The sequence below is a fragment of the Paraburkholderia sp. genome (assembly GCF_047605525.1).
GTDB lineage: Bacteria > Pseudomonadota > Gammaproteobacteria > Burkholderiales > Burkholderiaceae > Paraburkholderia.
This window is the reverse complement of record NZ_JASGFN010000001.1, coordinates 232,413-254,073: the sequence shown is the minus strand read 5'-3', so window position 1 is coordinate 254,073 and position 21,661 is coordinate 232,413. Positions and strand designations below refer to the sequence as shown.

General features: G+C 60.9%; 17 protein-coding genes. 7 read left to right on the top strand and 10 right to left on the bottom strand.

What is annotated here, in order from left to right; translation table 11 throughout:
- Positions 1 to 19: 19 nt before the first annotated feature.
- The 6 genes from QM685_RS01165 to cadR form a co-directional block, all read right to left on the bottom strand.
- Complete coding sequence (locus tag QM685_RS01165; protein WP_415112011.1) at positions 20 to 880, bottom strand: AraC family transcriptional regulator; 861 nt, start codon at positions 878 to 880, stop codon at positions 20 to 22.
- 109 nt (positions 881 to 989) lie between these two features.
- Complete coding sequence (locus tag QM685_RS01160; RefSeq protein ID WP_415112010.1) at positions 990 to 1,784, bottom strand: ABC transporter substrate-binding protein; 795 nt, start codon at positions 1,782 to 1,784, stop codon at positions 990 to 992.
- A 117-nt stretch (positions 1,785 to 1,901) separates the two neighbouring features.
- The gene (locus QM685_RS01155; RefSeq protein ID WP_415112009.1) at positions 1,902 to 3,056 is read right to left on the bottom strand and encodes a pyridoxal phosphate-dependent aminotransferase; all 1,155 of its coding nucleotides are present in this window, start codon (positions 3,054 to 3,056) and stop codon (positions 1,902 to 1,904) included.
- 339 nt (positions 3,057 to 3,395) lie between these two features.
- Positions 3,396 to 4,811, bottom strand: a complete 1,416-nt coding sequence (gene dbpA, locus QM685_RS01150) for an ATP-dependent RNA helicase DbpA (protein ID WP_415112008.1) — start codon at positions 4,809 to 4,811, stop codon at positions 3,396 to 3,398.
- Positions 4,812 to 4,834: 23 nt separating this feature from the next.
- Positions 4,835 to 5,035 (bottom strand): hypothetical protein, encoded by a 201-nt coding sequence (locus QM685_RS01145; RefSeq protein WP_233845985.1) that lies wholly within the window; start codon positions 5,033 to 5,035, stop codon positions 4,835 to 4,837.
- A gap of 67 nt (positions 5,036 to 5,102) precedes the next feature.
- Entirely contained in the window at positions 5,103 to 5,534 is a 432-nt protein-coding gene (cadR, locus tag QM685_RS01140; protein WP_415112007.1) for a Cd(II)/Pb(II)-responsive transcriptional regulator, read from the bottom strand.
- Between the two features lie 80 nt (positions 5,535 to 5,614).
- Between cadR and QM685_RS01135 the strand changes: the two genes are divergently transcribed.
- A complete protein-coding gene (locus tag QM685_RS01135) occupies positions 5,615 to 7,969 on the top strand; it encodes a heavy metal translocating P-type ATPase (RefSeq protein WP_415112006.1) in 2,355 nt (784 codons plus the stop codon).
- An 8-nt stretch (positions 7,970 to 7,977) separates the two neighbouring features.
- Here the strand turns inward: QM685_RS01135 and eutC are convergent, their stop codons facing one another.
- Together eutC and QM685_RS01125 are read right to left on the bottom strand one after the other, a co-directional pair.
- Entirely contained in the window at positions 7,978 to 8,775 is a 798-nt protein-coding gene (eutC, locus tag QM685_RS01130) for an ethanolamine ammonia-lyase subunit EutC (RefSeq protein WP_415112005.1), read from the bottom strand.
- Positions 8,772 to 10,166: an ethanolamine ammonia-lyase subunit EutB gene (locus QM685_RS01125; protein ID WP_415112004.1), complete on the bottom strand. Its 1,395-nt coding sequence runs from the start codon at positions 10,164 to 10,166 to the stop codon at positions 8,772 to 8,774. Before QM685_RS01125 ends, eutC begins: the two co-directional genes overlap by 4 nt.
- Positions 10,167 to 10,407: 241 nt before the next feature.
- Here QM685_RS01125 and QM685_RS01120 point away from each other — a divergent pair, with 241 nt between their 5' ends.
- Complete coding sequence (locus tag QM685_RS01120; RefSeq protein ID WP_415112307.1) at positions 10,408 to 11,289, top strand: AraC family transcriptional regulator; 882 nt, start codon at positions 10,408 to 10,410, stop codon at positions 11,287 to 11,289.
- A gap of 367 nt (positions 11,290 to 11,656) precedes the next feature.
- Here QM685_RS01120 and QM685_RS01115 read toward each other — a convergent pair whose 3' ends face one another.
- Positions 11,657 to 14,791, bottom strand: a complete 3,135-nt coding sequence (locus QM685_RS01115) for a DEAD/DEAH box helicase (RefSeq protein ID WP_415112003.1) — start codon at positions 14,789 to 14,791, stop codon at positions 11,657 to 11,659.
- A gap of 948 nt (positions 14,792 to 15,739) precedes the next feature.
- Between QM685_RS01115 and QM685_RS01110 the strand changes: the two genes are divergently transcribed.
- The 5 genes from QM685_RS01110 (at position 15,740) to QM685_RS01090 (ending at position 20,157) form a co-directional block, all read left to right on the top strand.
- The gene (locus QM685_RS01110; RefSeq protein WP_415112002.1) at positions 15,740 to 16,183 is read left to right on the top strand and encodes a hypothetical protein; all 444 of its coding nucleotides are present in this window, start codon (positions 15,740 to 15,742) and stop codon (positions 16,181 to 16,183) included.
- A 170-nt stretch (positions 16,184 to 16,353) separates the two neighbouring features.
- Complete coding sequence (locus tag QM685_RS01105; protein ID WP_415112001.1) at positions 16,354 to 17,919, top strand: recombinase family protein; 1,566 nt, start codon at positions 16,354 to 16,356, stop codon at positions 17,917 to 17,919.
- A complete protein-coding gene (locus tag QM685_RS01100) occupies positions 17,916 to 18,818 on the top strand; it encodes a ParB/RepB/Spo0J family partition protein (protein ID WP_184249271.1) in 903 nt (300 codons plus the stop codon). Before QM685_RS01105 ends, QM685_RS01100 begins: the two co-directional genes overlap by 4 nt.
- Positions 18,815 to 19,717, top strand: a complete 903-nt coding sequence (locus QM685_RS01095) for a plasmid partitioning protein RepB C-terminal domain-containing protein (protein WP_415112000.1) — start codon at positions 18,815 to 18,817, stop codon at positions 19,715 to 19,717. The genes QM685_RS01100 and QM685_RS01095 overlap by 4 nt, the downstream gene beginning before the upstream one ends.
- Positions 19,718 to 20,025: 308 nt before the next feature.
- Complete coding sequence (locus tag QM685_RS01090; RefSeq protein WP_415111999.1) at positions 20,026 to 20,157, top strand: hypothetical protein; 132 nt, start codon at positions 20,026 to 20,028, stop codon at positions 20,155 to 20,157.
- A 12-nt stretch (positions 20,158 to 20,169) separates the two neighbouring features.
- Here the strand turns inward: QM685_RS01090 and QM685_RS01085 are convergent, their stop codons facing one another.
- Positions 20,170 to 20,496, bottom strand: coding sequence for a helix-turn-helix domain-containing protein (locus QM685_RS01085; protein ID WP_415111998.1), 327 nt, complete (start codon positions 20,494 to 20,496; stop codon positions 20,170 to 20,172).
- Between the last annotated feature and the right edge of the window lie 1,165 nt (positions 20,497 to 21,661).

Genomic DNA, 21,661 nt, shown 5'->3' with positions numbered 1-21,661 from the left:
AGGACATGAAGCCGCATGCTCAACTGCGATACTGCCCCGGCGTCGCCGCAACCAGCCGCTTGAAAGTCCGCTGCAAATGCGCCTGATCGGCAAACCCGGCATCGAGCGCGACATCCGCGATCAGCCGGCCGCGCCGTAGCTGCGCGCGGCTGTACTGAATGCGCCGATTGATCAGATACGCGTGCGGCGTCATGCCATAGCGCTGTTTGAACGCGCGAATCAGATGCGACGCCGACAACCCGGCCGCCTTGCACACGTCTTCGAGTTTCAGTGCGCGCGTGCAATTCTCAGCGATGAATTCAGCGGCGCGCGCAAGCTGGCCGCTCGCATCACGCTCGGGCAAGCGAGCCGGATTGAGCTTTTGCTGCACGTCGGAGAAGAAGGTGAGCGCCGCGCTTTCCTTGCGCAGCGTGCTGGCATCAGCGTCGGCGAGAATCGCGCACAGCCGGTTCACGCCGTCGAACAATGCCGCATCGAGCGTCATGATCTGCGAGAACGCGCGAAACGCATGGTTCTCGCTGAAGCCGAGTTCGTGCTGGAGTTTCGTCAGCCATGCAACGTCGACATGCAGCATGCGATACGACCAGCGCTCGCCGGCAACCGGATTGCACGCGTGCACGTCGTCGGGGTTCATCAGCACGACCGCGCCCGCGCCGATCCATTCCCTTGCGTGACGGTTCAGATAGACGCTGCGGCCGCCCGTTACCGCGCCGATCGAAAACGTTTCGTGCGAGTGTTTGGCGTAGCAGACCTTGCGGCCATCGTCGATGGAGCGCGCCTCGATGAACGGCAGCGCGTCGTTGCGCCAGAAGCGCGGGGCGGATGCGCTTTTCGCGTACGCATTTTTTACTTCACTTGCCGCCGCGGTCGTCTCGCTCATGTGCGCTCTCCGGTAGATCCGTCAGCTTCGCTGTCGTGCTCGCGAAGTCCACGTATCGTAGCCGTCAACCGCAGGGGCAACAAGTGCATGCACGGCGGCACGCGCCTGGTTACTTCGCGCTCACGTCGATATTGCCGAGATACTTCGCGGCCAGCGTCTTCACCGTGCCGTCGGCCTGCACCTTCGCGATCGCGGCGTTCAACCGGTCGCGCAGCGCGGTATCGCCCTTGCGGATTCCGTACGCGATGCCGCTGCCGAGAATCCTGTCGTCACGCACCGGCTGACCGACGAATGCGTAGTCCTTGCCTTCCGGCTTCGACAGGAAGCCCGTTTGACCCGCGGGCGCGAGCACCAGCGTGCCATCGAGACGGCCCGCCGTCAGATCGGTGTACACCTGGTTCTGGTCCTGATACGGCAGCACGATCACGCCGGCCGGTTCCCAATGCACTTTCGCGAAGGTCTCCTGGATCGAGCCCTGCAACACGCCGATACGCTTGCCCTTCAAGGATGCCGGCGTCGGCAGCAGAGCGCTGTCGTGCCGCGCGATCAACTGCGTCGGCACGCGATAGACGACCGTCGTGAAGTCGATCGCCTGACGGCGCTGTTCGGTCGCGTTCATCGCCGAATTGATCGCGTCGAACTTGCGGCCCTGCAGCGCGGGGATCAGTCCGTCGAACGAGGTTTCGACCCACTTGCACGTCATATGCGCGGCCGCGCAGACCGCTTTGCCCACGTCGATATCGAGCCCTTGCAACTCGCCGTTCGGGCCTTTCGATTCGAACGGCGGGTACTGCGCTTCGAGCCCGAAACGCAGCGTCGCCGTATCGGCGGCGTTCGCGGAGAACGATGCCGTGAGCGACGCGCATGCGCAGGCGAGCGCCAGCAGAGACTTGAGCCACTTCATAACTGATCCCTTCTTTCTTCGAATGCTTCGGTTACTTCGATTACTTCGAGCGCATCGTCACGCGCGATCATACTGCGTTCAAAAAGACGTTTTGACAGGGCTTACACGTACGCGCGTTCAAACCTCGCACAAACGCCGCGCGCCTTCGATCAGCGTCGCGTCGTCCTTCGAGAAGCTCAGGCGGATCAGGCCGGAATCCGTGCCGTCGGTATAGAAGGCTGACAACGGAATCGTCGCGACGCGCACATCGCGAATCAGCCGCAACACGAAATCGCTGTCGCTTTCGTCGGAGAAACCGCGAAAACGCGCGAGCATGAAGAAGCTGCCTTCGCTCGGCAACAGCTCGAAGCGCGATTCACGCAGTGCATGCGCGAGCAGATCGCGCTTCTTCTGATAGAAATCGGACAGGCCAAGATAGCTGTCGCGATTGGCGAGCGCGTCGACGAACGCATACTGCATCGGCGTGTCGGCGGAAAACACCATGAACTGATGGACCTTGCGGATCTCGTCCATCAGCGCGGCGGGCGCGAGGCAATAGCCGACGCGCCAGCCGGTCACGTGATACGACTTGCCGAACGACGACACGATCACGCTGCGCTCGGCCAGCTCCGCACAGCGCGCCATGCTCTGATGCTTCGCGCCGTCGAACACGACGTGCTCGTAGACCTCGTCGGACAGAATCACGATATCGGTGTTGCGCGTGAGCGCCTTCAGCCGCTCGATATCGGCGTCGCTGAAAATCGTCGCGGTCGGATTGTGCGGCGTGTTGATGATGATCATGCGCGTCTTCGGCGTGATCGCGGCGGCCACTTCGTCCCAGTTCACGCGGAAGTCGGTAAGCGACAGCTTGATCGCGACCGGCGTCGCGCCCTGCAAGCGCACGATCGGGCCATAGCTGTCGAACGACGGCTCGAAGTAGATCACTTCGTCGCCCGGATGCACGAGCGCGCTGATCGTCGAATAGAGTCCTTCGCTCGCGCTTGCGATCACGGTCACTTCGCTGTCCGGATCGTAGCGCACGCCGTATAGCGTTTCGACCTTGTCGGCGAGTGCTTCGCGCAGCGCGCCGATGCCGGCCATCGGCGCGTACTGGTTGTGGCCGGCGCGCATTGCCTGCGCGACGCCGTCGACGAGCTTCGGGTCCGGCGCGAAATTCGGCGCGCCCTGCGACAGGTTCAACGCATCGTATTGCGCGGCCAACTGGCCGATCACGGTAAAAATCGTCGTGCCGACGTCCGGCAGTTTCGAGCGGGCTTGCATGGCGCTCTGCATAAGACTTTCTCCCTTTCTTCAGCCGCCGGCGGCCGCGCGAACGGCGGCTGCGGGGCGGTCCCTCCGGTGTGGTGATTAGGCATCAGCCAAAGAACCGTCACAATCGAAACTTTGTCATGCGCGGCATGCGTTTTCGTCATAGCTCGCGCGAGACCGCCGTGCGGCGGCTTCGACCGGCCCGATCACGGTTTTAGGGGACGCGACGGGCAGTCCGAGGAATACGGGAAAGTGTGGAGGTATGACGGAATGTGATGCGGGCCCGCACAGATACGGCAACGGCCGCGAGTGCGGCCGTTGCGCTGTTCATCGGAACCCGAAAACCTCCGGACTTCCGGTCAGTCAGGCATCGTCCATCAGCCGGACCTTGACCTTGCGGCCTTTCAGCTTGCCCGCGCTGAGCCGGCGCACCGCCTCGCGCGCGATGCTGCGCTCCACCGCGACGTAGGTCGACATGTCGGTCACGTTGATCTTGCCGATCTGCGAGCCCTCGAAACCGGCGTCGCCGGTCAGCGCCCCCAGCACGTCGCCGGGACGGATCTTTTCCTTGCGGCCGCCGAGAATCTGCAGCGTTTCCATCGGCGGCAGCAGCGGGTCATTGCCGGCCGGTTTCAGCTCCGCGAGCTTGTGCCATTCGACGTCGCGTTTCTGCGCCTGTTCGATGCCGCCGACGCGCCCCATCTCGTCCATGCTCGCGAGACTCAGTGCCCAGCCGTCCTGATCGGCGCGGCCCGTGCGGCCGATGCGATGCACGTGGACTTCGGGGTCCGGCGTCACGTCGACGTTGATCACCGCTTCGAGTTGCGAGATGTCGAGGCCGCGCGCAGCGACGTCGGTCGCGACGAGCACCGAGCAACTGCGGTTCGCGAACTGGATCAGCACCTGATCACGCTCGCGCTGATCGAGCTCGCCGTGCAGCGCGAGCGCATGAAAACCCTGCGCGCGCAGCACGTCGAGCAGATCGCGGCATTGCTGCTTCGTGTTGCAGAACGCGATCGTACTGACCGGACGATAGTGGTTCAACAACAGACCGACCGCATGCAACCGCTCGTCCTCGGTCACTTCATAGAAGCGCTGGCGGATCTTGCTGTCGTCATGCCGCTCGGCCAGCTTGATTTCCTTCGGGTTGCGCAGGAATTGGCGGCTGAGCTTCGCGATCCCCTCGGGGTATGTCGCCGAGAACAGCAGCGTTTGCCGCTCTTTCGGGCACTGCTTCGCGACAGTCGCGATGTCGTCGAAGAAACCCATGTCGAGCATGCGGTCGGCTTCGTCGAGCACGAGCGTATTGAGCGACTGCAACGCGAGGCTGCCGCGCTCGAGGTGATCCATGATGCGGCCCGGCGTGCCCACCACGATATGCGCGCCGTGTTCGAGGCTCGCCGTTTGCGGACGCATCGGCGTGCCGCCGCACAAGGTCAGCACCTTGATGTTTTCTTCCGCGCGCGCGAGCCGGCGGATTTCCTGCGTGACCTGATCGGCGAGTTCGCGCGTCGGACACAGCACCATCGCCTGCGTGTCGAATTTGCGCGTATCGAGCCGCGCGAGCAACGCGAGCGAAAACGCCGCGGTCTTGCCGCTGCCGGTTTTCGCCTGCGCGATCAGATCGTGGCCGGCGAGCGCGATCGGCAGGCTCGCGGCCTGGATCGGCGTCATCTCGACGTAGCCGAGTTGCGTGAGGTTCGTGAGCGTGGCGGGCGGCAGCGGCAATTCGCTGAACGCGGTGCCGGCGGAGGTGAGACCGGGGTTGGGACTATTCATGGGGTCGTCGGCGGGAATCGCGGTTACTCGGCCATCGGGCCCTGGTCGGGCCGGCCCGGGAGCTGTTCGTACAGCACTTTGCCGTCGTCGCCGTCAAAACGCTCGACGTAATTGCGCGCGCCGCATAGCGGACAGCGGAACAGCAGCCCCTGGCCTTCGTTCTTGATGACGACGTCGGATTGCTCCCACTGTGCGCCACAGGACTGGTTTCTACAGGTAAACACGTTGATTCTCCAACTGATTTTTCGATGATCGAGGCGTGGCCCCGGTTTTGCGACGCGCCCCGCCGCGTCAGCCGAGGTGCGTATGCCGTGGCCGCGGCACGGCCACATCCATGTCGGTCAGACCGTGCACGATGCCGCAATCCTCGACCGGATGTTCGCCGTGGCATTGATCGCGCAGCGTCGTCAGTTGCGCTTTCAACTGTTGCAGCTCTTCGATACGCGTGTCGACGTGCGCAATGTGCTCGTCGATCAATGCATTGATGCCGCCGCAGCCGTTCGCCGGCGCGTCGGTCAGACGCAGCAATGCGCGGATTTCGTCGTGAGTCATGTCGAGCGCGCGGCAATTGCGGATAAAGCGCAGACGCTCGACGTGCTTCGCCGTGTAGCTGCGGTAATTGGCTTCGGTGCGCTCCGCCTCGGGCAGCAGGCGCTCCTTTTCGTAGAAACGGATGGTTTCGGTCGTGCAATGGGCGATTTTCGCCAGTTCGCCGATTTTCATGGACCTTCCCTCCACGCGGCCTTGACCTTGTAGTGGCTTCAAGGTGTTTACTAGACCACAAATCGAACGAGGAAGCCACCATGCCTGACGTTAGTCACCCGGAAATTGATCGTCTGGAAACGGGCGAGGCCGGTGTGCGTGGGGCGCGCGGGGAGCACGCCTGTGGACACGCTCACGGGCCGGGCGCGAGTAGCGGCTGCCGGGAAGGGCGTGCGCACGCCGACGACGCCTGCTGCACCCCCGCCCCCATCGCACCGATCCCGCTCGCGCTGCCGCGCTCCGAAGCCGTCGGCGCCGACATGCGCACCGCGATCCGCATCATGCAGATGGACTGCCCGACGGAGGAAGCGCTGATCCGCAAGAAGCTCGGCCGCATGCAGACCGTGCGCGGCATGGACTTCAACCTGATCCAGCGCGTACTGACCGTCGTCCACGCGCCGGACGCGCTCGAGCCGATCCTCGCCGCGCTGCGCTCGCTCGACTTCACGCCTGAACTGGCCGATACCGGCGCCCCCAACGCCACGCCCGCAGCAGCCGCTCACGCCATGCGCAAGCCCTGGTGGCCCCTCGTGCTCGCCGGCGTCGTCGCGGCAGGCTCGGAGGCCGCTGGCTGGCTCGGCGCGCCCGCCTGGCTGGTCGCGGGTCTGGCGCTCGTCGCGATCGTCTCCTGCGGTCTCACGACCTATCGCAAGGGCTGGCTCGCGTTGCGCAATGGCAACCTGAACATCAACGCGCTGATGAGCATCGCGGTGACCGGCGCGGCGTTGCTCGGCCAGTGGCCGGAAGCCGCAATGGTGATGGTGCTTTTCACGATCGCCGAACTGATCGAGGCGCGCTCGCTCGACCGCGCGCGCAATGCGATCGAGGGGCTGATGCAGCTCGCGCCGGAACAGGCGAGCGTCCAGCAACCCGACGGCGCATGGCAGCTCACCCGCGTCGATGCGATCGCGCCCGGCGCGCGGGTGCGCGTGAAGCCGGGCGAGCGGATCGCGCTCGACGGCGAGATCGTCGAGGGCCGCTCGAGTGTCGATCAGGCGCCGATCACCGGCGAAAGCCTGCCGGTCGACAAAGCCATCGGCGACGCGGTGTTCGCCGGCACGATCAACCAGGCGGGCGCGTTCGACTATCGCGTGACGGCCGCCGCCGGCAACACGACGCTCGCGCGCATCATCCACGCGGTCGAAGAAGCGCAGGGCACGAAGGCGCCGACGCAGCGCTTCGTCGATGAATTCGCGCGCGTTTATACGCCGCTCGTGTTCGCGATCGCGCTCGCCGTCGCGCTGGTGCCGCCGCTGTTGTCGGGTGGAGCGTGGCATGCGTGGGTCTATAAGGCGCTGGTGCTGCTCGTGATCGCATGTCCGTGCGCGCTCGTGATTTCGACGCCGGTGACGATTGTCAGCGGGCTCGCGGCCGCGGCGCGTAAGGGCATTCTGATCAAGGGCGGCGTTTATCTCGAACAGGGGCGCAGGCTGCGCTGGCTCGCGCTTGACAAGACCGGCACGATTACGCACGGCAAGCCGGTGCAGACGGGGTTCGAGGTGGTTGGTGACGACGGTGGGGTCGGAGGTAACGATGTTGGCAAAGGCAGCGCCATCCACTACCGCACGCTCGCAGCAAGCCTCGCCGGGCGCTCCGATCACCCGGTATCGATGGCGATTGCCGCCGCCGCGCAAAACGACGGCATCGCGCACGTGCCGGTCGATGCCTTCGAGGCGCTCGCCGGGCGCGGCGTGCGCGGCGAAATCGACGGCGTCGCGCATTGGCTCGGCAATCATCGGCTGATCGAGGAACTGGGCCGCTGCTCGCCGCGGCTCGAAGCGCGCCTCGATACGCTCGAACAGCAAGGCAAAACCGTCGTGATGCTCGCCGACGCCCATCGCGTGCTCGCGCTGTTCGCGGTCGCCGACACGGTGAAGGACACGAGCCGCGCCGCCGTCGCCGAATTGCGGCGGCTCGGCGTCGGCACCGCGATGCTGACCGGCGACAACCGCCACACCGCCGCGGCGATCGCGCAGCAGGTCGGCGTCGACGAAGCGCTCGGCGATCAGTTGCCCGAGGACAAGCTCAACGCGGTCGCGCAATGGTCGTTGGATGGCGCGACGGTCGGCATGGTCGGCGACGGCATCAACGATGCGCCCGCGCTCGCGCGCGCCGACATCGGCTTCGCGATGGGCGCAATGGGCACCGGCACCGCGATCGAAACCGCCGACGTCGCGCTGATGGACGACGACCTGCGCAAGATTCCGGCGTTCATCCGGCTGTCGAAGGCGACGCATGCGGTGCTGGTGCAGAACATTGCGCTCGCGCTGGGTATCAAGAGCGTGTTTCTCGTGCTGACGTTGATGGGCTTCGGCACGATGTGGATGGCGGTGTTTGCCGATGTCGGCGCGAGTCTGCTGGTGGTGGGGAACGGGTTGAGGTTGTTGCGGAAGTAGACGCGCGTTTACGTCGCGCCCGAATCCGAACCGTTACTCACGGCCGGCGCCGCCGGCGCACTCGCCAGCAGATCATCGCTATCGTCCTTCAAACCGACACCGGTAAGCCCGAGCTTGCGTGCCTGCGTCAGCAGATAGTGCAGCTTGTGCGCGGCCAGCGGATAGTCGAGCCCTTCCGGGCGCACGTTCGAAATGCAGTTGCGCTGCGCGTCGCTGCAACCGGTTTTCGGCGCATACGTGATGTAGATGCCGAGGCTGTCCGGCGAACTCAAACCCGGCCGCTCGCCGATCAGCATCACGACGATCTTCGCGTCGAGCAATTCGCCGATCTCATCGCCGAGCGCGACGCGCGCCTGACGCGCGACCACCACGGGACCGACGCGCCAATCCGCGAGCTTGGGACGCACCGCCTGCAACAGCGGAATCGCCTGCTTCGACGCGGCAAACGCCGACAGACCATCGCCGATCACGAACACCACGTCGCTCGACTGCGCTCGCATTTGCGTTAGCGCCGCGCGGCTCTCGCTCGACAAACGCCGCCCGAGATCGGGACGTCTCAGGTAATGCTCGCGATCAGGCGCGGCGCTATGCACATCGAGCGATTCGAAACCTTGCGCGCGTAACTCTTCGTGAAGCGCGTCCGCATCGAGCGGATGATGCACGGCATCGCGCGCCTGCGCATGCGCGAGATTGAACGCGAGCAACGGCGCGGTCGGCAGACTATTGCCCGCGCGGCCCAACGCGATGCGCGCCTGCGTAAACCGGCGCAGCGCGTTCCACGGATCCTTGTCGAAAGCGTCGGTCATGCGATACCCATCCAGTCGCGCGCGCCTTCGAGCAGCGGCGGCTGCGCCGACGCGCCGAGCAATGCGCCACGTGCATCGATGATCTGCATCGACTCCAGCCATTCCTCGAATTCCGGCGCGCGCCGCAAGCCGAGCACGTCGCGCACGTACAGCGCGTCATGGAACGACGTGCTCTGATAGTTGAGCATCACGTCGTCCGCGCCCGGCACGCCCATGATGAAATTGACGCCCGCGACGCCAAGCAGCGTCAGCAGATTGTCCATGTCGTCCTGGTCGGCTTCCGCGTGGTTCGTGTAGCAGATGTCGCAGCCCATCGGCACGCCGAGCAGCTTGCCGCAGAAGTGATCCTCGAGACCCGCGCGCGTGATCTGCTTGCCGTCGTACAGATACTCGGGGCCGATAAAGCCGACCACCGTATTGACGAGAAACGGCTTGAACTTGCGCGCGACTGCGTACGCGCGCGCCTCGCAAGTCTGCTGATCGACGCCCGAATGCGCATTCGCCGAGAGCGCGCTGCCCTGCCCCGTTTCGAAGTACATCAGATTGTTGCCGACAGTGCCGCGTTGTAGCGACAACCCGGCTTCGTACGCTTCCTGCAAAAGCGCGAGCGAAATGCCGAAGCTCGCGTTCGCTTTCTCCGTGCCGGCGATCGACTGGAACACGAGATCGACCGGCGCGCCTTTTTCGATCGCGGCGATCGTGCTCGTCACGTGCGTGAGCACGCACGATTGCGTCGGCACCTGATAGCGCTGACGGAATTCGTCGATCATCAGCAGCAGCTTCGTGATCGCGGCCAGATTGTCGCTCGCGGGGTTGATGCCGATCAGCGCATCGCCGCAACCGTACAGCAGGCCGTCGAGCATCGACGCGGCGATGCCTTTGACGTCGTCGGTCGGATGATTCGGCTGCAGACGCACCGACATGCGGCCCGGCAAACCGACCGTGTTGCGAAAACGCGTGACCACCGGACGTTTACGCGCGACTGCGATCAGGTCCTGGTTGCGCATCAGCTTCGATACGGCCGCGACCATTTCCGGCGTGAGGCCCTGGGTGATGCGGGTGAGTGCGGCGGTGTCGGTCGTGCTGCTCAGCAGCCAGTTGCGGAAATCGCCGACCGTCAGATGCGCGATTTCGGCGAAGGCCTGCGGCGAGTGATCGTCGATGATCAGGCGGGTGACTTCGTCGGTTTCATAGGGGATCAGTGCTTCATCGAGGAATGTGCGCAGCGGTATCTGCGCGAGCGCCATTTTGGCCGCGACGCGTTCCTCTTCGCTCGCCGCCGCGATGCCTGCGAGCTGGTCGCCGGAGCGTAGCGGACTGGCCTTCGCCAGCAGGGTCTTCAGATCGGCGAAACGGTAGGTGCGGCTGCCGATCGACTCGGTGTAGCTCATGTTTGCGGCTCCATCGCTTCGCGCGAACGCGGGGAGGAATGGGAACGGCGGTGCAGGCTGCTGAGGCAGTGCGTATCACACGATAACGCCAAATGACGACAGCGTCATGGGCGCTTGCTTGTGGCTCGTTATTGCTGGGCGCCGGGTGTGGGATGGTGCCTGTTCGCGGGACCAGCGGCGCTTAGGCTCCGGCGTGATAATTTGTTCACATGCTCCCGCGTCAATTTTCATCCGTCCAGTCATGAATGAATCAGGTCATCGCGCTCGCTACGAAACGCGGCTCGCTCGCGTGCTCGACCATATCTACGACCACCTCGACGAACCGCTCGATATCGGCCGGCTGGCGGAGATCGCGTGCCTGTCGCCGTATCACTGGCACCGGATTTATCAGGCGATGTACGGCGAGACCGTCGCGACGACGGTGCGGCGTTTACGGCTGCATCGCGCGGCGGGCTATCTCGCGAATAGTTCGATGCCGATCGCCGAGATCGCCGAACGTTCGGGCTACAGCAGTTTGCAGTCTTTTTCGCGGACGTTTCGAGCGGTATTTGGCATGCCGCCGGCGCAGTATCGAAAGCAAGGCGCGCATAGCCGGTTCCGGCCGGCACTTTCAGGAGACGAGCAAATGACGATGATGCATGAAGTGGTGATACGCCATGTCGAGCCGATGGAGGTTGTGTCGGTCGATCACGTCGGGCCTTACATGCAGGTCGGCAAGGCATTCGATGCGTTGTACGGCTGGCTCGCGCAACACAATCTGCTTGCGACGCAGATGCGGATGATCGGGATTTATTTCGATGATCCGGGAGTGGTGGAGGAGCAGGCGTTGCGGTCGAAGGCGGCGGCATTGTTGCCGGGGCCGATGATGGCTGAGGTGGCTCAGGCTGTTGCGTTGAGCGGAGCGGTTTCCGTGGCGCGTGTACGGGGCGGGGAGTATGCGGTGTTGCGGCATATCGGGCCGTATAGCGATATGCAGGCGACTTATGAGTGGTTGTATGGGACGTGGCTCGTGCAGTCCGGCAGGGAGGCGGCGGATGCGCCGGTGTTCGAAGAGTATTTGAATAGTCCGAAGGAAACGGCGCCCGCGGATCTGGTGACGGAGATTTGTTTGCCGTTGGTTTGAGGGGGTGTTGGTTTTTGGTTTTTATATTCTTTGTATATGTATACGTAGTAATAGTTAACAAGCAGCGCCTCTGCCTGTGGATAACCTCCTACTTCGTTTACGGATCAATGGGCTAGCAAATCGATAAGTGTTCGGAGCGATGGCGGATAGTGATGTTGGATCGCGAATAACTTTTTTTGGGTCTTGCGAAGGAGAGTTTTTATCAAAGTTTCCTTCACAGCTTGTCTGGAGGCTTTTACATGAGTTATCCAGAGGTGGGTGTGGATAAGTCGGGTTGGGCAGGTTGGGCGCGAGACCGTTGACAAGGAGTTGACTATGGCTAACGCCAATCTTGCGTCGCGCACGCAGAGAAGAAAGCGCAGATAGCCTAACCCGGCCGCAACGAAACATCCGATTGCACGCGTACGCTGTTTCCCTTCTGGCCAGGCTGAACCTGTCCATGTGCGTCAAGCATCGCAAGTGCGGTATCGAAATATTGACGGGAACCCCAAAGGTTACGATCACCAATCACGTACAGATAGCTTTTCGCGCGCGTGACTGCAACATTCAGCAGGTTTGGCGCTGATGCAGCCCAGTCTATCGCCCCGGTCTGCTCGACATCACATCCGAGAACAAAAAAGACCACTTCGCTTTCCTTGCCCTGGAACGTGTGGACAGTGCCGATCCGGTTCCTCACCCATTCCGCCAATTTGTCCGGCACGTCCCGTTCCGTTCCGGCTAGCGCAGTACGCCACGTATCGCGATCACCTAAAAGCTCACTCAAACCCTTTCTGACCTGCCGGAACGGCGTAATGACGAACACGTCGGGTAGCTGCGGTCGATCCGGGTCGCTCAGGTCCGGTGTTCTGATATACAGATCGAACAACGCATCAAATACGCGCCGGCCCTGCGCGGTAATGTATTTCGTCCCATCGTTGCTATCGCCGGTCACATGCCACCATGCGCTATGGCCGAGCACCTCGTGTGGATGCGGCATGCCTTTTTTCGCGTGCTTCATCCGTCCATCGTACGCAATCGTATTGGCGATTTCGAACATCGGGCTCGCGCAACGCCGATGCATGACGAGCGGGATGCCAATGAACTGATCACGCTCGAGCGGATGGCGCACACCGTATGGATAGCACCGGTCAGCCAGCGTCTGGACGGATTGGGCATCCACGGCATAGCGTGGACGTGCCTCCTGCAGCCAGTGTTCTCCGAGACGCATCAATAGACGCGTTGACTGTGTGACTACCGGTTCGATTTGAAGCGGATCGCCCACCACGACGACATGCCGCGCGCGCATGATCGCACCGACGGCGGCCTGCGGCACCGCCTGTCCGGCTTCGTCGATGACCAGCCAGCCCAGGTCCTCCGATCCGATTCCGGCGAACTGGCGCCGGAAAGATGCGAAAGTACTCGACACGACTGGCACCAGCATAAAAAACCATTGCCAGAGTACCTTGCTCGCGTCGCCGAATGGTGCGCGCGAAAGCATCTTCGACAGGGCAAACACCAGATCCGGCGTCTGGACCTCGTGAAAAAATGCCTCGTGCAACGCCATTGCGGCTGAAAACAGCTCGTTACGCAAAATATTCAGTTTCTCGCCCTGCCAGAATGCTCGGGCCTGGGAAACTTCCTCGGCAAGGTCGACGCCTTCCCACACCGTCCCCCCCGTCTGCACCAGCAGAGATTTCACCGTGCGGAGCCTGTCGCAAGCGACACGAAGGGAAAACGCAGCTTCCGCAAGCTCGCACCATCGTTGATATTGGCTCGGGCGGAACCATCTTGAGAGCCAACGGATGAACGGCGGACCAAGGCGCTGTTCTGCCAGCTTCGCCTCCTCATCCAGTTCGAGCGCCAACCGGCTCAGACGATGCAGCGTCTCATCCTTCGTGTCCGGATAAGGCAGATCGGGACAACGTTGCGCCACCGTGGTCCACTTCTGTTCCAGTTCGGTCAGCGCAACATCGAGTGTTTCGAGACGCCTGTACTCCGTCAGATAGGCCGTGTGCGCTGCCTTGAAGTGGTCCTGCGACGCACGAAAGCCCGGACGCGTGCCACGGGTCCGGTCCCGGTACCGCCAGTAGGTCATCGCTCCCACTGCGTCCCAGCTCGGGAAATCGACCTCATGCTTGCCGAGAAACCGGTCGCCCGGCCGCTCGTCGGGGGTCGCGGCTCGGGTGGAGAATACGTCGCCAAAGCGCGTGCGATTGGCCCGTTTGCCGAGCGCGGCGGACACCAGACCCCACACGGGCTCCTTCGGCATCTTCCATGGCTTCGTCGAATGGCTGCCGGCATAGCGCGTCGCTACCGGCTGAAAGTAGCCCAGCGTGTCATGTTGCGCGGGATCGAGGTGGCGGCGCTGAGGCAGTTCGAGCGAGAGGTTTTCCACCGCTCCGTTGTTGCTCGACGCAACCACGATCTCGAATCCTGTCAGCGCAGGCGCAAGCACCGGGACACTATGCGACTTGCCCCCCGCAAAAACCGCATCGATGTTCGCGCCGGACAGGCCGGCCCTTGCGCTGTCTAGCGACGCGAGTACCGTAGCGCGCTCGACCATCAGATGTGCAATGAGATCTCGGAGCAGCGTGGTTTTTCCTGTACCCGGAGGTCCGTTCACCGCAAGGATTTCTCCCTCACCGAGGGTCTTCATCCGGTTTAGCGCGTATTGCTGCATCAGCGCCTGGAAATGGTCGACCGGTGATGGCCAGCGCCCCGCAATCCCATTGCGCGGCCGCAACGTGTCGAGAATGTGCCGTTGTCCGTCCGGTGCATCCAGATCGAATTTCGACCGATCCGACAGCGATAGATACGCCTTCAACGCCCGCGGCACGCGTGGTCCGTTTAACTCCCGCTGCGCCTGGATAAGGTCGTGAACGTAAAAACTGTTGAGGATCGGTAGATCCCGCTCTTCTTCAGTCTCCTGCTTCTCATCTGGCGCCTCACGGGGCTGGACCTCCTTCGATGAAGTCCGCTCCGGTAATATGACCATCCATGCAAGACCATCACTGGTGGGTTTATAGCCCGCCCATTCGTGAAGCCGCTGCACTATTGCAATCAACTGTGCGGCATCAAAGGGGTTGTCTTCGTCGGCGACCAGCGACGCCAGGTCATCTTTTAATCCCTTGAGACCGGCGTCAAACGCTTCTGCACCAAGATCTGCGAGTTCCCCGCGTTCCAGACGACCCAGCGCCCATGGCAAAGCCGACACGCTAAGGCTATCTATATTTACCCGGCCACCTTGCCCCACCTTCATTTTGGCAAAGCATGTCAGGCCTTCCGGGGCCATTTCCTCGTCCCGGATCTGCTCGATTACGGAACATGCTTTCGATTTCGCCGCGACATACTGCTCGACCACCGATGTGGCATGTACCACGTCGAACGGAACAAGGTAGAGATCTCCCGATTGTCCAACTACTTCGTCCCAGCCATGAATCGCTCCGGTACCAAACAGGCATGGAGCCTCTCCAGGGAACGGCGCCCGGACATCGTCCTCATTGCGTCGCATGGAGATGAGCATAGGACATTTGTCCTGGATGCAAAGTACCGCAGTGGAAAGAACAATGTGCTTAACGCTATGGCGTCCGCACATATCTACCATGACTCGCTATTCTTGGTCGGCCGGCGTCCGGATCTTTGTCTACTGTTATTGCCGGGGGAGCCGGAAGTCGAATCACTCGAAAAATACGAGACTTGGGAAACCTATGGCGTGGGTACCATCAGTGGCTATTCAGTAGGTGCGGAAGGCGTTCAACGGTGCGTGGCAGCAATTTCAACATGGCTTTTTGACACCCGTACCCGTTCATATGGGATTCGGGCGGCTAAGGTATAAAAGACGCGAACGACTCAATAATTGTCGTACAGTGTGCAAAAAAACAGCGGCCACCTCGATGAGAGGGTCGCTGTCCTTTCCGTCGCGATGGCGGGCTAGGTGCAGTCAATCCGAGCTACCGGACGCATCCATCAATAAATGTCTCAGTGGATGCTTCCCAAAATCCCACTTCATGGTTCCCGCTACACCACTTGTAGGAGGCTTCAAAAGCTGAGAATTTCTAACTTTGCAAATCAACGTGTTACGCCTTTCTCTCCACCATAAGGTGAGACAAAGTCACCCATAAATTGAGAATTTCCTACTGGGCCTAACAATTTATATTGCGCTCTCGCACTCAATCGCCTGAACACCCATCGAATGAATTGAGCCAAACCAGATACCCGCGTTCTACGCATATAAGATTTTATACGGGATGGGAAATTCGCACCATAGCGACGTCGTACAGTTGCCTCGACGGTTCAACTGAGAAGAATCGCCCAGTGCCATCTCGGATGCGAACGCGCCAAACAAATTGCGATGGCCGTTAACGAAGCAATTACCGAGTAAGCCCTCTCTGTTCCGTCTCGGCGCAGCGGCCTTACGTGGCTGGTCGAGGCGTCGGCGTCCGTCCGTCGCAACCCAGCCTGGAGGGCATTCATGAAATCGACCCGCCTCTGTCTCGCCTGTGGCAACGCGTTCGTGCCGCTGCTGCATGTCCCGCGTCAGCGTTACTGCTCGTCGGACGCCTGCCAGCGCGCTCGCCGGCGCGACTGGCAGAACCGACGGCTCCGCAACGACAGCGACTATCGCGACAACCAGGCCCGGGCGCAGGCGAAGTGGCGAGCAGGCCACTCGGGCTATTGGCGCGAATATCGCGCTGCGCATCCAGCGTATCGAGAGCGCAACAGCACCATGCAGCGGATGCGCAATGCGCGACGCAGTTTCAAGCCGGTTGCAAAGATGGATGTCATCGGGCTCCCTCGGCCACTAGGCTCTGGCTTCTACGTGCTGTGCCATGCGGATGATGCCGGCGCTGCAAAAATGAACGCGTGGACGGTCCACATCGCCGTGCTGTCTGCGTCGGCAGCGCCGCCCGTGTGATTGCAAAGAGATGACGTGATACACATCGGCGTCTGGCCTGCTACCTTTGCCTTGTCACCGTTCGCTTTTGGAACGCCACTGCCGGATGTGAAGTCGCGGCGCTCGCGTTTGGGGGGCTCCCCTGCGCCCGGTGCTTGCCGTGTGTCTGGGTCAGAGTTGCGGAGCGGAGAATGTCATTCAGCAACGCGGGTGCAGCAGTCGTAGCCAGCTCCCTGGCGGGACGGGCAGCTGAGTACGTCCGCATGTCCACCGAACACCAGCAATATTCGACCGAGAATCAGCGAGACCGGATTCGGGACTACGCATCCCGTCGCGGATTCGAAATCGTCCGCACATATGCCGATGAAGGAAAAAGCGGTCTTCGAATCGACGGCCGCCAGGCACTTCAAAATCTCATCTCCGATGTGGCTAACGGCAAAGCTGATTTCGGCGTAATCCTCGTCTATGACGTGAGTCGCTGGGGGCGATTCCAGGATGCGGATGAGAGCGCGTATTACGAGTACATCTGCCGCCGTGCCGGCATTCAGGTTGCATACTGCGCCGAACAGTTCGAGAACGACGGGTCACCTGTCTCGACCATCGTGAAAGGGGTCAAGCGGGCAATGGCTGGCGAGTACAGCCGTGAGTTGTCCACGAAGGTGTTCGCAGGCCAGTGCCGTTTGATTGAGATGGGATTCCGGCAAGGCGGCCCGGCTGGCTACGGGCTGCGCCGGGTATTGGTCGATGAACACGGTCTCATGAAGGCGGAGCTGTGTCGCGGGGAACATAAAAGCCTGCAGACGGACCGGGTAATCCTCATGCCGGGGCCAGAAAGCGAAGTGCGAACCGTCAATCTGATTTACAACTGGTTTATCGACGGGTCGCTCAATGAATACGAAATCGCGGCTCGCCTGAACGGCATGCACGTGCGAACCGACCTTGACCGGGAGTGGACGCGAGCCACGGTACGGGAAGTGTTGACCAACGAGAAATACATTGGCAACAACGTGTACAACCGGGTGTCGTTCAAGCTGAAAAAGATGCGCGTGACGAACACGCCGGACATGTGGATTCGAAAGGAAGGGGCATTTCAGGCGATTGTTCCGAGCGAGACGTTCTACACGGCTCAGGGCATCATGAGAGCGAGAGCGCGTCACTACTCGGATGAGGAGTTAATTGAGCGACTACGCAACCTGTACCGCAGTCGCGGATTTCTATCCGGCGTAGTGATTGACGAAACAGACGGCATGCCCTCTACGTCGGTCTATGTTTATCGATTCGGCAGTTTGATTCGAGCCTACCAGACTGTCGGTTTTACCCCCGGTCGCGATTATCGTTACCTGGAGACGAACCGCTTCCTGCGGCAACTGCATCCGGAAATCATTGCACAGACGGAGAGGAAAATCGGGGATTTGGGTGGCGCGGTGATACGCGACACGGCAACCGACCTGCTGACGGTGAACGACGAGTTCGCGGCGTGCATCGTGCTCGCGCGGTGCCAGGCGCATGAGAATGGCCGAAACCATTGGAAGGTGCGCTTCGATACCAGTCTCCTGCCAGACATCACAGTCGCGGTGCGGCTCGACCAAACGAATACTTCCACGCTGGACTACTACCTGCTGCCACGTCTGGATTTTGGACAACCGCGTCTTCACCTCGCCGACCAGAATCCCATCGAGTTTGAGAGTTATCGCTTTGATACGCTGGACTACCTCTACGGCATGGCCGAGCGCGCGAGGCTAAGGAGAGTAGCGTGAACTCGCGGCAGCAACCCGGAGAAATCCGGATGGTCCCGGTCTCCCAGATTGAAGTTATCAATCCGCGAGAACGCAATGGTCGAGTCTTCAATGAAATCGTCGACAACATCAAGGCCATCGGCCTGAAGAAGCCTATCCTGGTCACACCGAGAGCAACGGCCGGTGGCATAGAAAGATACTTGCTCGTGTGCGGCGAGGGTCGGTTGAAGGCATTTCGCACCCTTGGGGAAACGACAATTCCCGCTCTCGTCGTGAACGTGAGCGATGAGGATGCCTTCGTCATGAGTCTGACGGAGAACATCGCGCGCAGACAGTGTCGCCCACTCGAACGGCTTGCCGGGATTCGGCAATTGCAGGAGCAGGGATACTCGCCGAAAGTCATTGCCGAAAAAACAGGTCTTACTCCGGCTTACGTCCACGGCATTCTCACGCTGCTGCGCCAGGGGGAAGAGAGACTTGTCGTCGCGGTAGAGAAAGGACAGGTTCCGCTGAATGCGGCCCTTATGATTGTTGGCGCTGGCGACGATGATGCTGAGATACAGGCAGCGCTCCAGGAGGCATACGAGTCGGGCAAATTGCGCGGCAAGCAGCTGATGAGCGCTCGTCGCGTCATCGAGCGCAGAAAAGCGCTCGGGCGAAGCACCGCACACAACATGACCAGTAAGTCGGCCGCCGTCACGACCTCGAGTCTCGTGCGCACGTATGAGCACGAGGTAGAACGTCAGAAGTCGATGGTGAGAAAGGCCGAATTCACACAACAGCGGCTGCTGTTTGTGGTCGGCGCATTGCGACAGTTGTTTGCCGATGAGAACTTCATCAATCTGTTGCGCGCAGAGGGACTGGCCAGCTTGCCGAAGTATCTTGCCGAACGCGTTTGGTCGAGCGGGAGTGTCACATGACAGGTGTAACCCTTGGATTCATCCCCGAGCCATTGTCGGTACAGGTCTCAAGCATCTTGCCATCTCGCAGAATACCGACGCCCGTGGTCGAATCGCGTAAATTCAAGCAGATAAGAGCCTCCATTGAGGAGGTCGGCCTCATCGAGCCGCTCTCGGTAATGCCTGCGGACCAGTCTTCCGGACAGCATGTCTTGCTGGATGGGCATCTACGCTTACTTGCCATCCAGGACTTGGGGCACGAGTGGGCTGCCTGCCTTGTCGCGACGGATGATGAGAGCTACACCTACAACAACCGTGTCAATCGCCTGTCCACCATCCAGGAGCACTATATGATACGGCGAGTGATTGACAGGGGCGTATCGCCAGAACGATTGGCGAAAGCTCTTTCCGTGGACGTATCACAGATTATAAAAAAGATGGCGCTGCTCGACGGCGTTTGCCCGGAAGCGGCTGAACTTCTCGCCGACCGGCAATTCTCGCCGGACCTTGTTCGCGCTATTCGCAAGATGAAGCCTACGCGGCAGGTCGAATGCGTTGAGCTGATGGTGGCGGCGAACAATGTGTCAGTCTCCTACGCAGAGGCATTGCTGGTGGCAACGCCTGCAGCCCGTCTCGTTGAAGGCAAGAAGCCACGCAAACTGACCGGTGTTAGCGCGGAGCAGATGGCGAAAATGGAGCGGGAAATGAGCAATCTGCAGGGGCAGTACAAGCTCGTGGAACAGACCTACGGCCAAGACGTGTTGAACCTGGTGCTTGCGAAAGGATATCTCGCCAAGCTCCTCGAAAACGAACCTGTACGGCAATACGTTGCCCAATACCATCCGGACTTGATGGTGGAGTTCGAGTCCATCATTGCAACCATTTCTCTCGACCAGCAGCAAGTCAGCGCGGTCCTCTAATCGAGTCCTGAGATAGCCGCGCTTGCTGTCTGTTTTCCGCTCAATCCACGCCGAGTCGGTCAGCTACGAACCTCCCATCCTATGTCGACTCGCGTCGGCACGCGGCGCACGCGGTTGCTTCATAGTCGGGGATACCTGCTGGGCTCCAAGCTATATGCGGCAACTTTCAGGGACGTCGCGTCGAGTGGAGCGAGTCACGAAGGCGCTGGGAAATCATTCGTTGTGTAAAACGTCAGCGTCGGCGAGCGCGTGGTCCAACCTGGTGCCACGGCCAAATGCAAATAGAATTGAGTGAAACCAGCCTTTTCATGCAATTCTATTTGCATGTCCGCAGTTTTTGCGTCTGCGGCGAAGCCGAGACCTGCCACGGCGTGGTGCACTTTGCGGTGATTGTGCGTGAATTTCCTGGCCGTTTAGCCTCACTAACCGACGTGGAATGACAGTGCCATGAGCTATTCGCTCTTTTTAATGGTCTTGGCACCGGTCCCGGAACGACGGACGCGGACGCGCCGCCGGATTTCGGGAACAGCAGGAGTTCGTTGCTCGGCCAAAACGTCGTCAAGTGTACGGCCATGGCCGATGGGGCGAGCAAAAAGCTCAAGCCCGACCGCCTCAAAGAGGCTCAGCAGCTTCACTGTTCCGAGTTCAGGAAGCCGTCCGGTCTCAAAGCGGCTAATCCGCGCGCGAGTGACCCCGCTCTGCTCCGCAACTTGCTGCTGAGTCTTGTTTGCGGCAATCCGTGTGTGGCGAAACATTTCTCCGAGCTCAAAGAGGTCCATGTGTCGCCCGCGATACGTTAAGTGCAATGAAGTTAATTCGTATCTTATAGGATACAAACCTGACCTAAAGATATGTGTCGCATATTGCACGTTAATCCGTATTTGTCGCGTAACGTATCCAATACGACACCTTAACCATGCCATGCGGGCCGTCAGCGCCCTGACATCTCGGCAACAGTATTCGAGCGACTGCCCTCGGACAGACCCTCGCCCGACTTGGTTTGTGCGGTGTTCCCGTTCGTTCTATCGCTGGTGCCCTCGCAGCATGACTTCATGCGATTGCAGCAAGCCAACGCTTATCCAGTGCGAAACGCTTTCCCATTTCCAACCGGTGGAGTTCGGCAGCTGCTGCATCGACATACCCGATTCGAGCGGAGGCGTTCCGAAAAGCCTGGAGGCGTCGGAGCGGGGGAAGCCCATCTCGCCGAGATGATGTCCACGAGCGACAGCGACGACCTCGCCCGCAACTATCGCTTTCATGGCTGACTGAATCGCCGTCTTATCCCCCCATGCGGCGGCTCGTCAATCCGGCCCACGTCAATCAACGGTTAACCGAGACGAAGCCGAGTCTGCCGGATACTATCAAGTTATGTCACGAACTTTGACATGTGCGACTGCTTGAGATACATGCCCGCCGACGACACCGCCGTTGTGCCCTTTTGCATCAGGAGTGCTTGATATGCCATCCTGTGACAACGACGCGGACCCGATTTGGAACTGCCACAAATGATTGGGCGGCTCAAGGCACCTGTGAATATCACGTCATTGAGGTAGTCCAGCGACAAAGACTTTTCGTGCAATCTCAACGATATCATCGTATCTATCAACGCAGATGGGGGCGTGCTTAATGCGCGGAACACCTCCAATAACGATACTTGCTACGGCACCACGCGACGTAACGTCGATGTCAAATCGAGCCGTCAAGGCGTCGTTATCGAACACAAAGACCGTCAGAACGTCGCACGTCGGATAGGGCCCTTCCGGCTGGACGTTCTGCAGAGCGCGAGCAGTTCGCTCCCACAGTGCTTCCCCGAGAATGCTCCTCCTAACACCTCTGCAGACAAGCGGCATCGCAGATGCGAGGTCATGCGCAAGATAAGGACCAGCGTGCACCAAAACTGTTGTCAAAAGCGGCGCTGATGCTGTTCGCAATGAGGGCAAGTCG

Coding starts and splice junctions, on each gene's coding strand:
- QM685_RS01165 (WP_415112011.1), bottom strand. CDS start 880: ATGAGCGAGACGACCGCGGCGGCAAGTGAAGTAAAAAATGCGTACGCG.
- QM685_RS01160 (WP_415112010.1), bottom strand. CDS start 1,784: ATGAAGTGGCTCAAGTCTCTGCTGGCGCTCGCCTGCGCATGCGCGTCG.
- QM685_RS01155 (WP_415112009.1), bottom strand. CDS start 3,056: ATGCAGAGCGCCATGCAAGCCCGCTCGAAACTGCCGGACGTCGGCACG.
- dbpA (WP_415112008.1), bottom strand. CDS start 4,811: ATGAATAGTCCCAACCCCGGTCTCACCTCCGCCGGCACCGCGTTCAGC.
- cadR (WP_415112007.1), bottom strand. CDS start 5,534: ATGAAAATCGGCGAACTGGCGAAAATCGCCCATTGCACGACCGAAACC.
- QM685_RS01135 (WP_415112006.1), top strand. CDS start 5,615: ATGCCTGACGTTAGTCACCCGGAAATTGATCGTCTGGAAACGGGCGAG.
- eutC (WP_415112005.1), bottom strand. CDS start 8,775: ATGACCGACGCTTTCGACAAGGATCCGTGGAACGCGCTGCGCCGGTTT.
- QM685_RS01125 (WP_415112004.1), bottom strand. CDS start 10,166: ATGAGCTACACCGAGTCGATCGGCAGCCGCACCTACCGTTTCGCCGAT.
- QM685_RS01120 (WP_415112307.1), top strand. CDS start 10,408: ATGAATGAATCAGGTCATCGCGCTCGCTACGAAACGCGGCTCGCTCGC.
- QM685_RS01115 (WP_415112003.1), bottom strand. CDS start 14,791: ATGCTCATCTCCATGCGACGCAATGAGGACGATGTCCGGGCGCCGTTC.
- QM685_RS01110 (WP_415112002.1), top strand. CDS start 15,740: ATGAAATCGACCCGCCTCTGTCTCGCCTGTGGCAACGCGTTCGTGCCG.
- QM685_RS01105 (WP_415112001.1), top strand. CDS start 16,354: ATGTCATTCAGCAACGCGGGTGCAGCAGTCGTAGCCAGCTCCCTGGCG.
- QM685_RS01095 (WP_415112000.1), top strand. CDS start 18,815: ATGACAGGTGTAACCCTTGGATTCATCCCCGAGCCATTGTCGGTACAG.
- QM685_RS01090 (WP_415111999.1), top strand. CDS start 20,026: ATGCAATTCTATTTGCATGTCCGCAGTTTTTGCGTCTGCGGCGAAGCC.
- QM685_RS01085 (WP_415111998.1), bottom strand. CDS start 20,496: ATGGACCTCTTTGAGCTCGGAGAAATGTTTCGCCACACACGGATTGCC.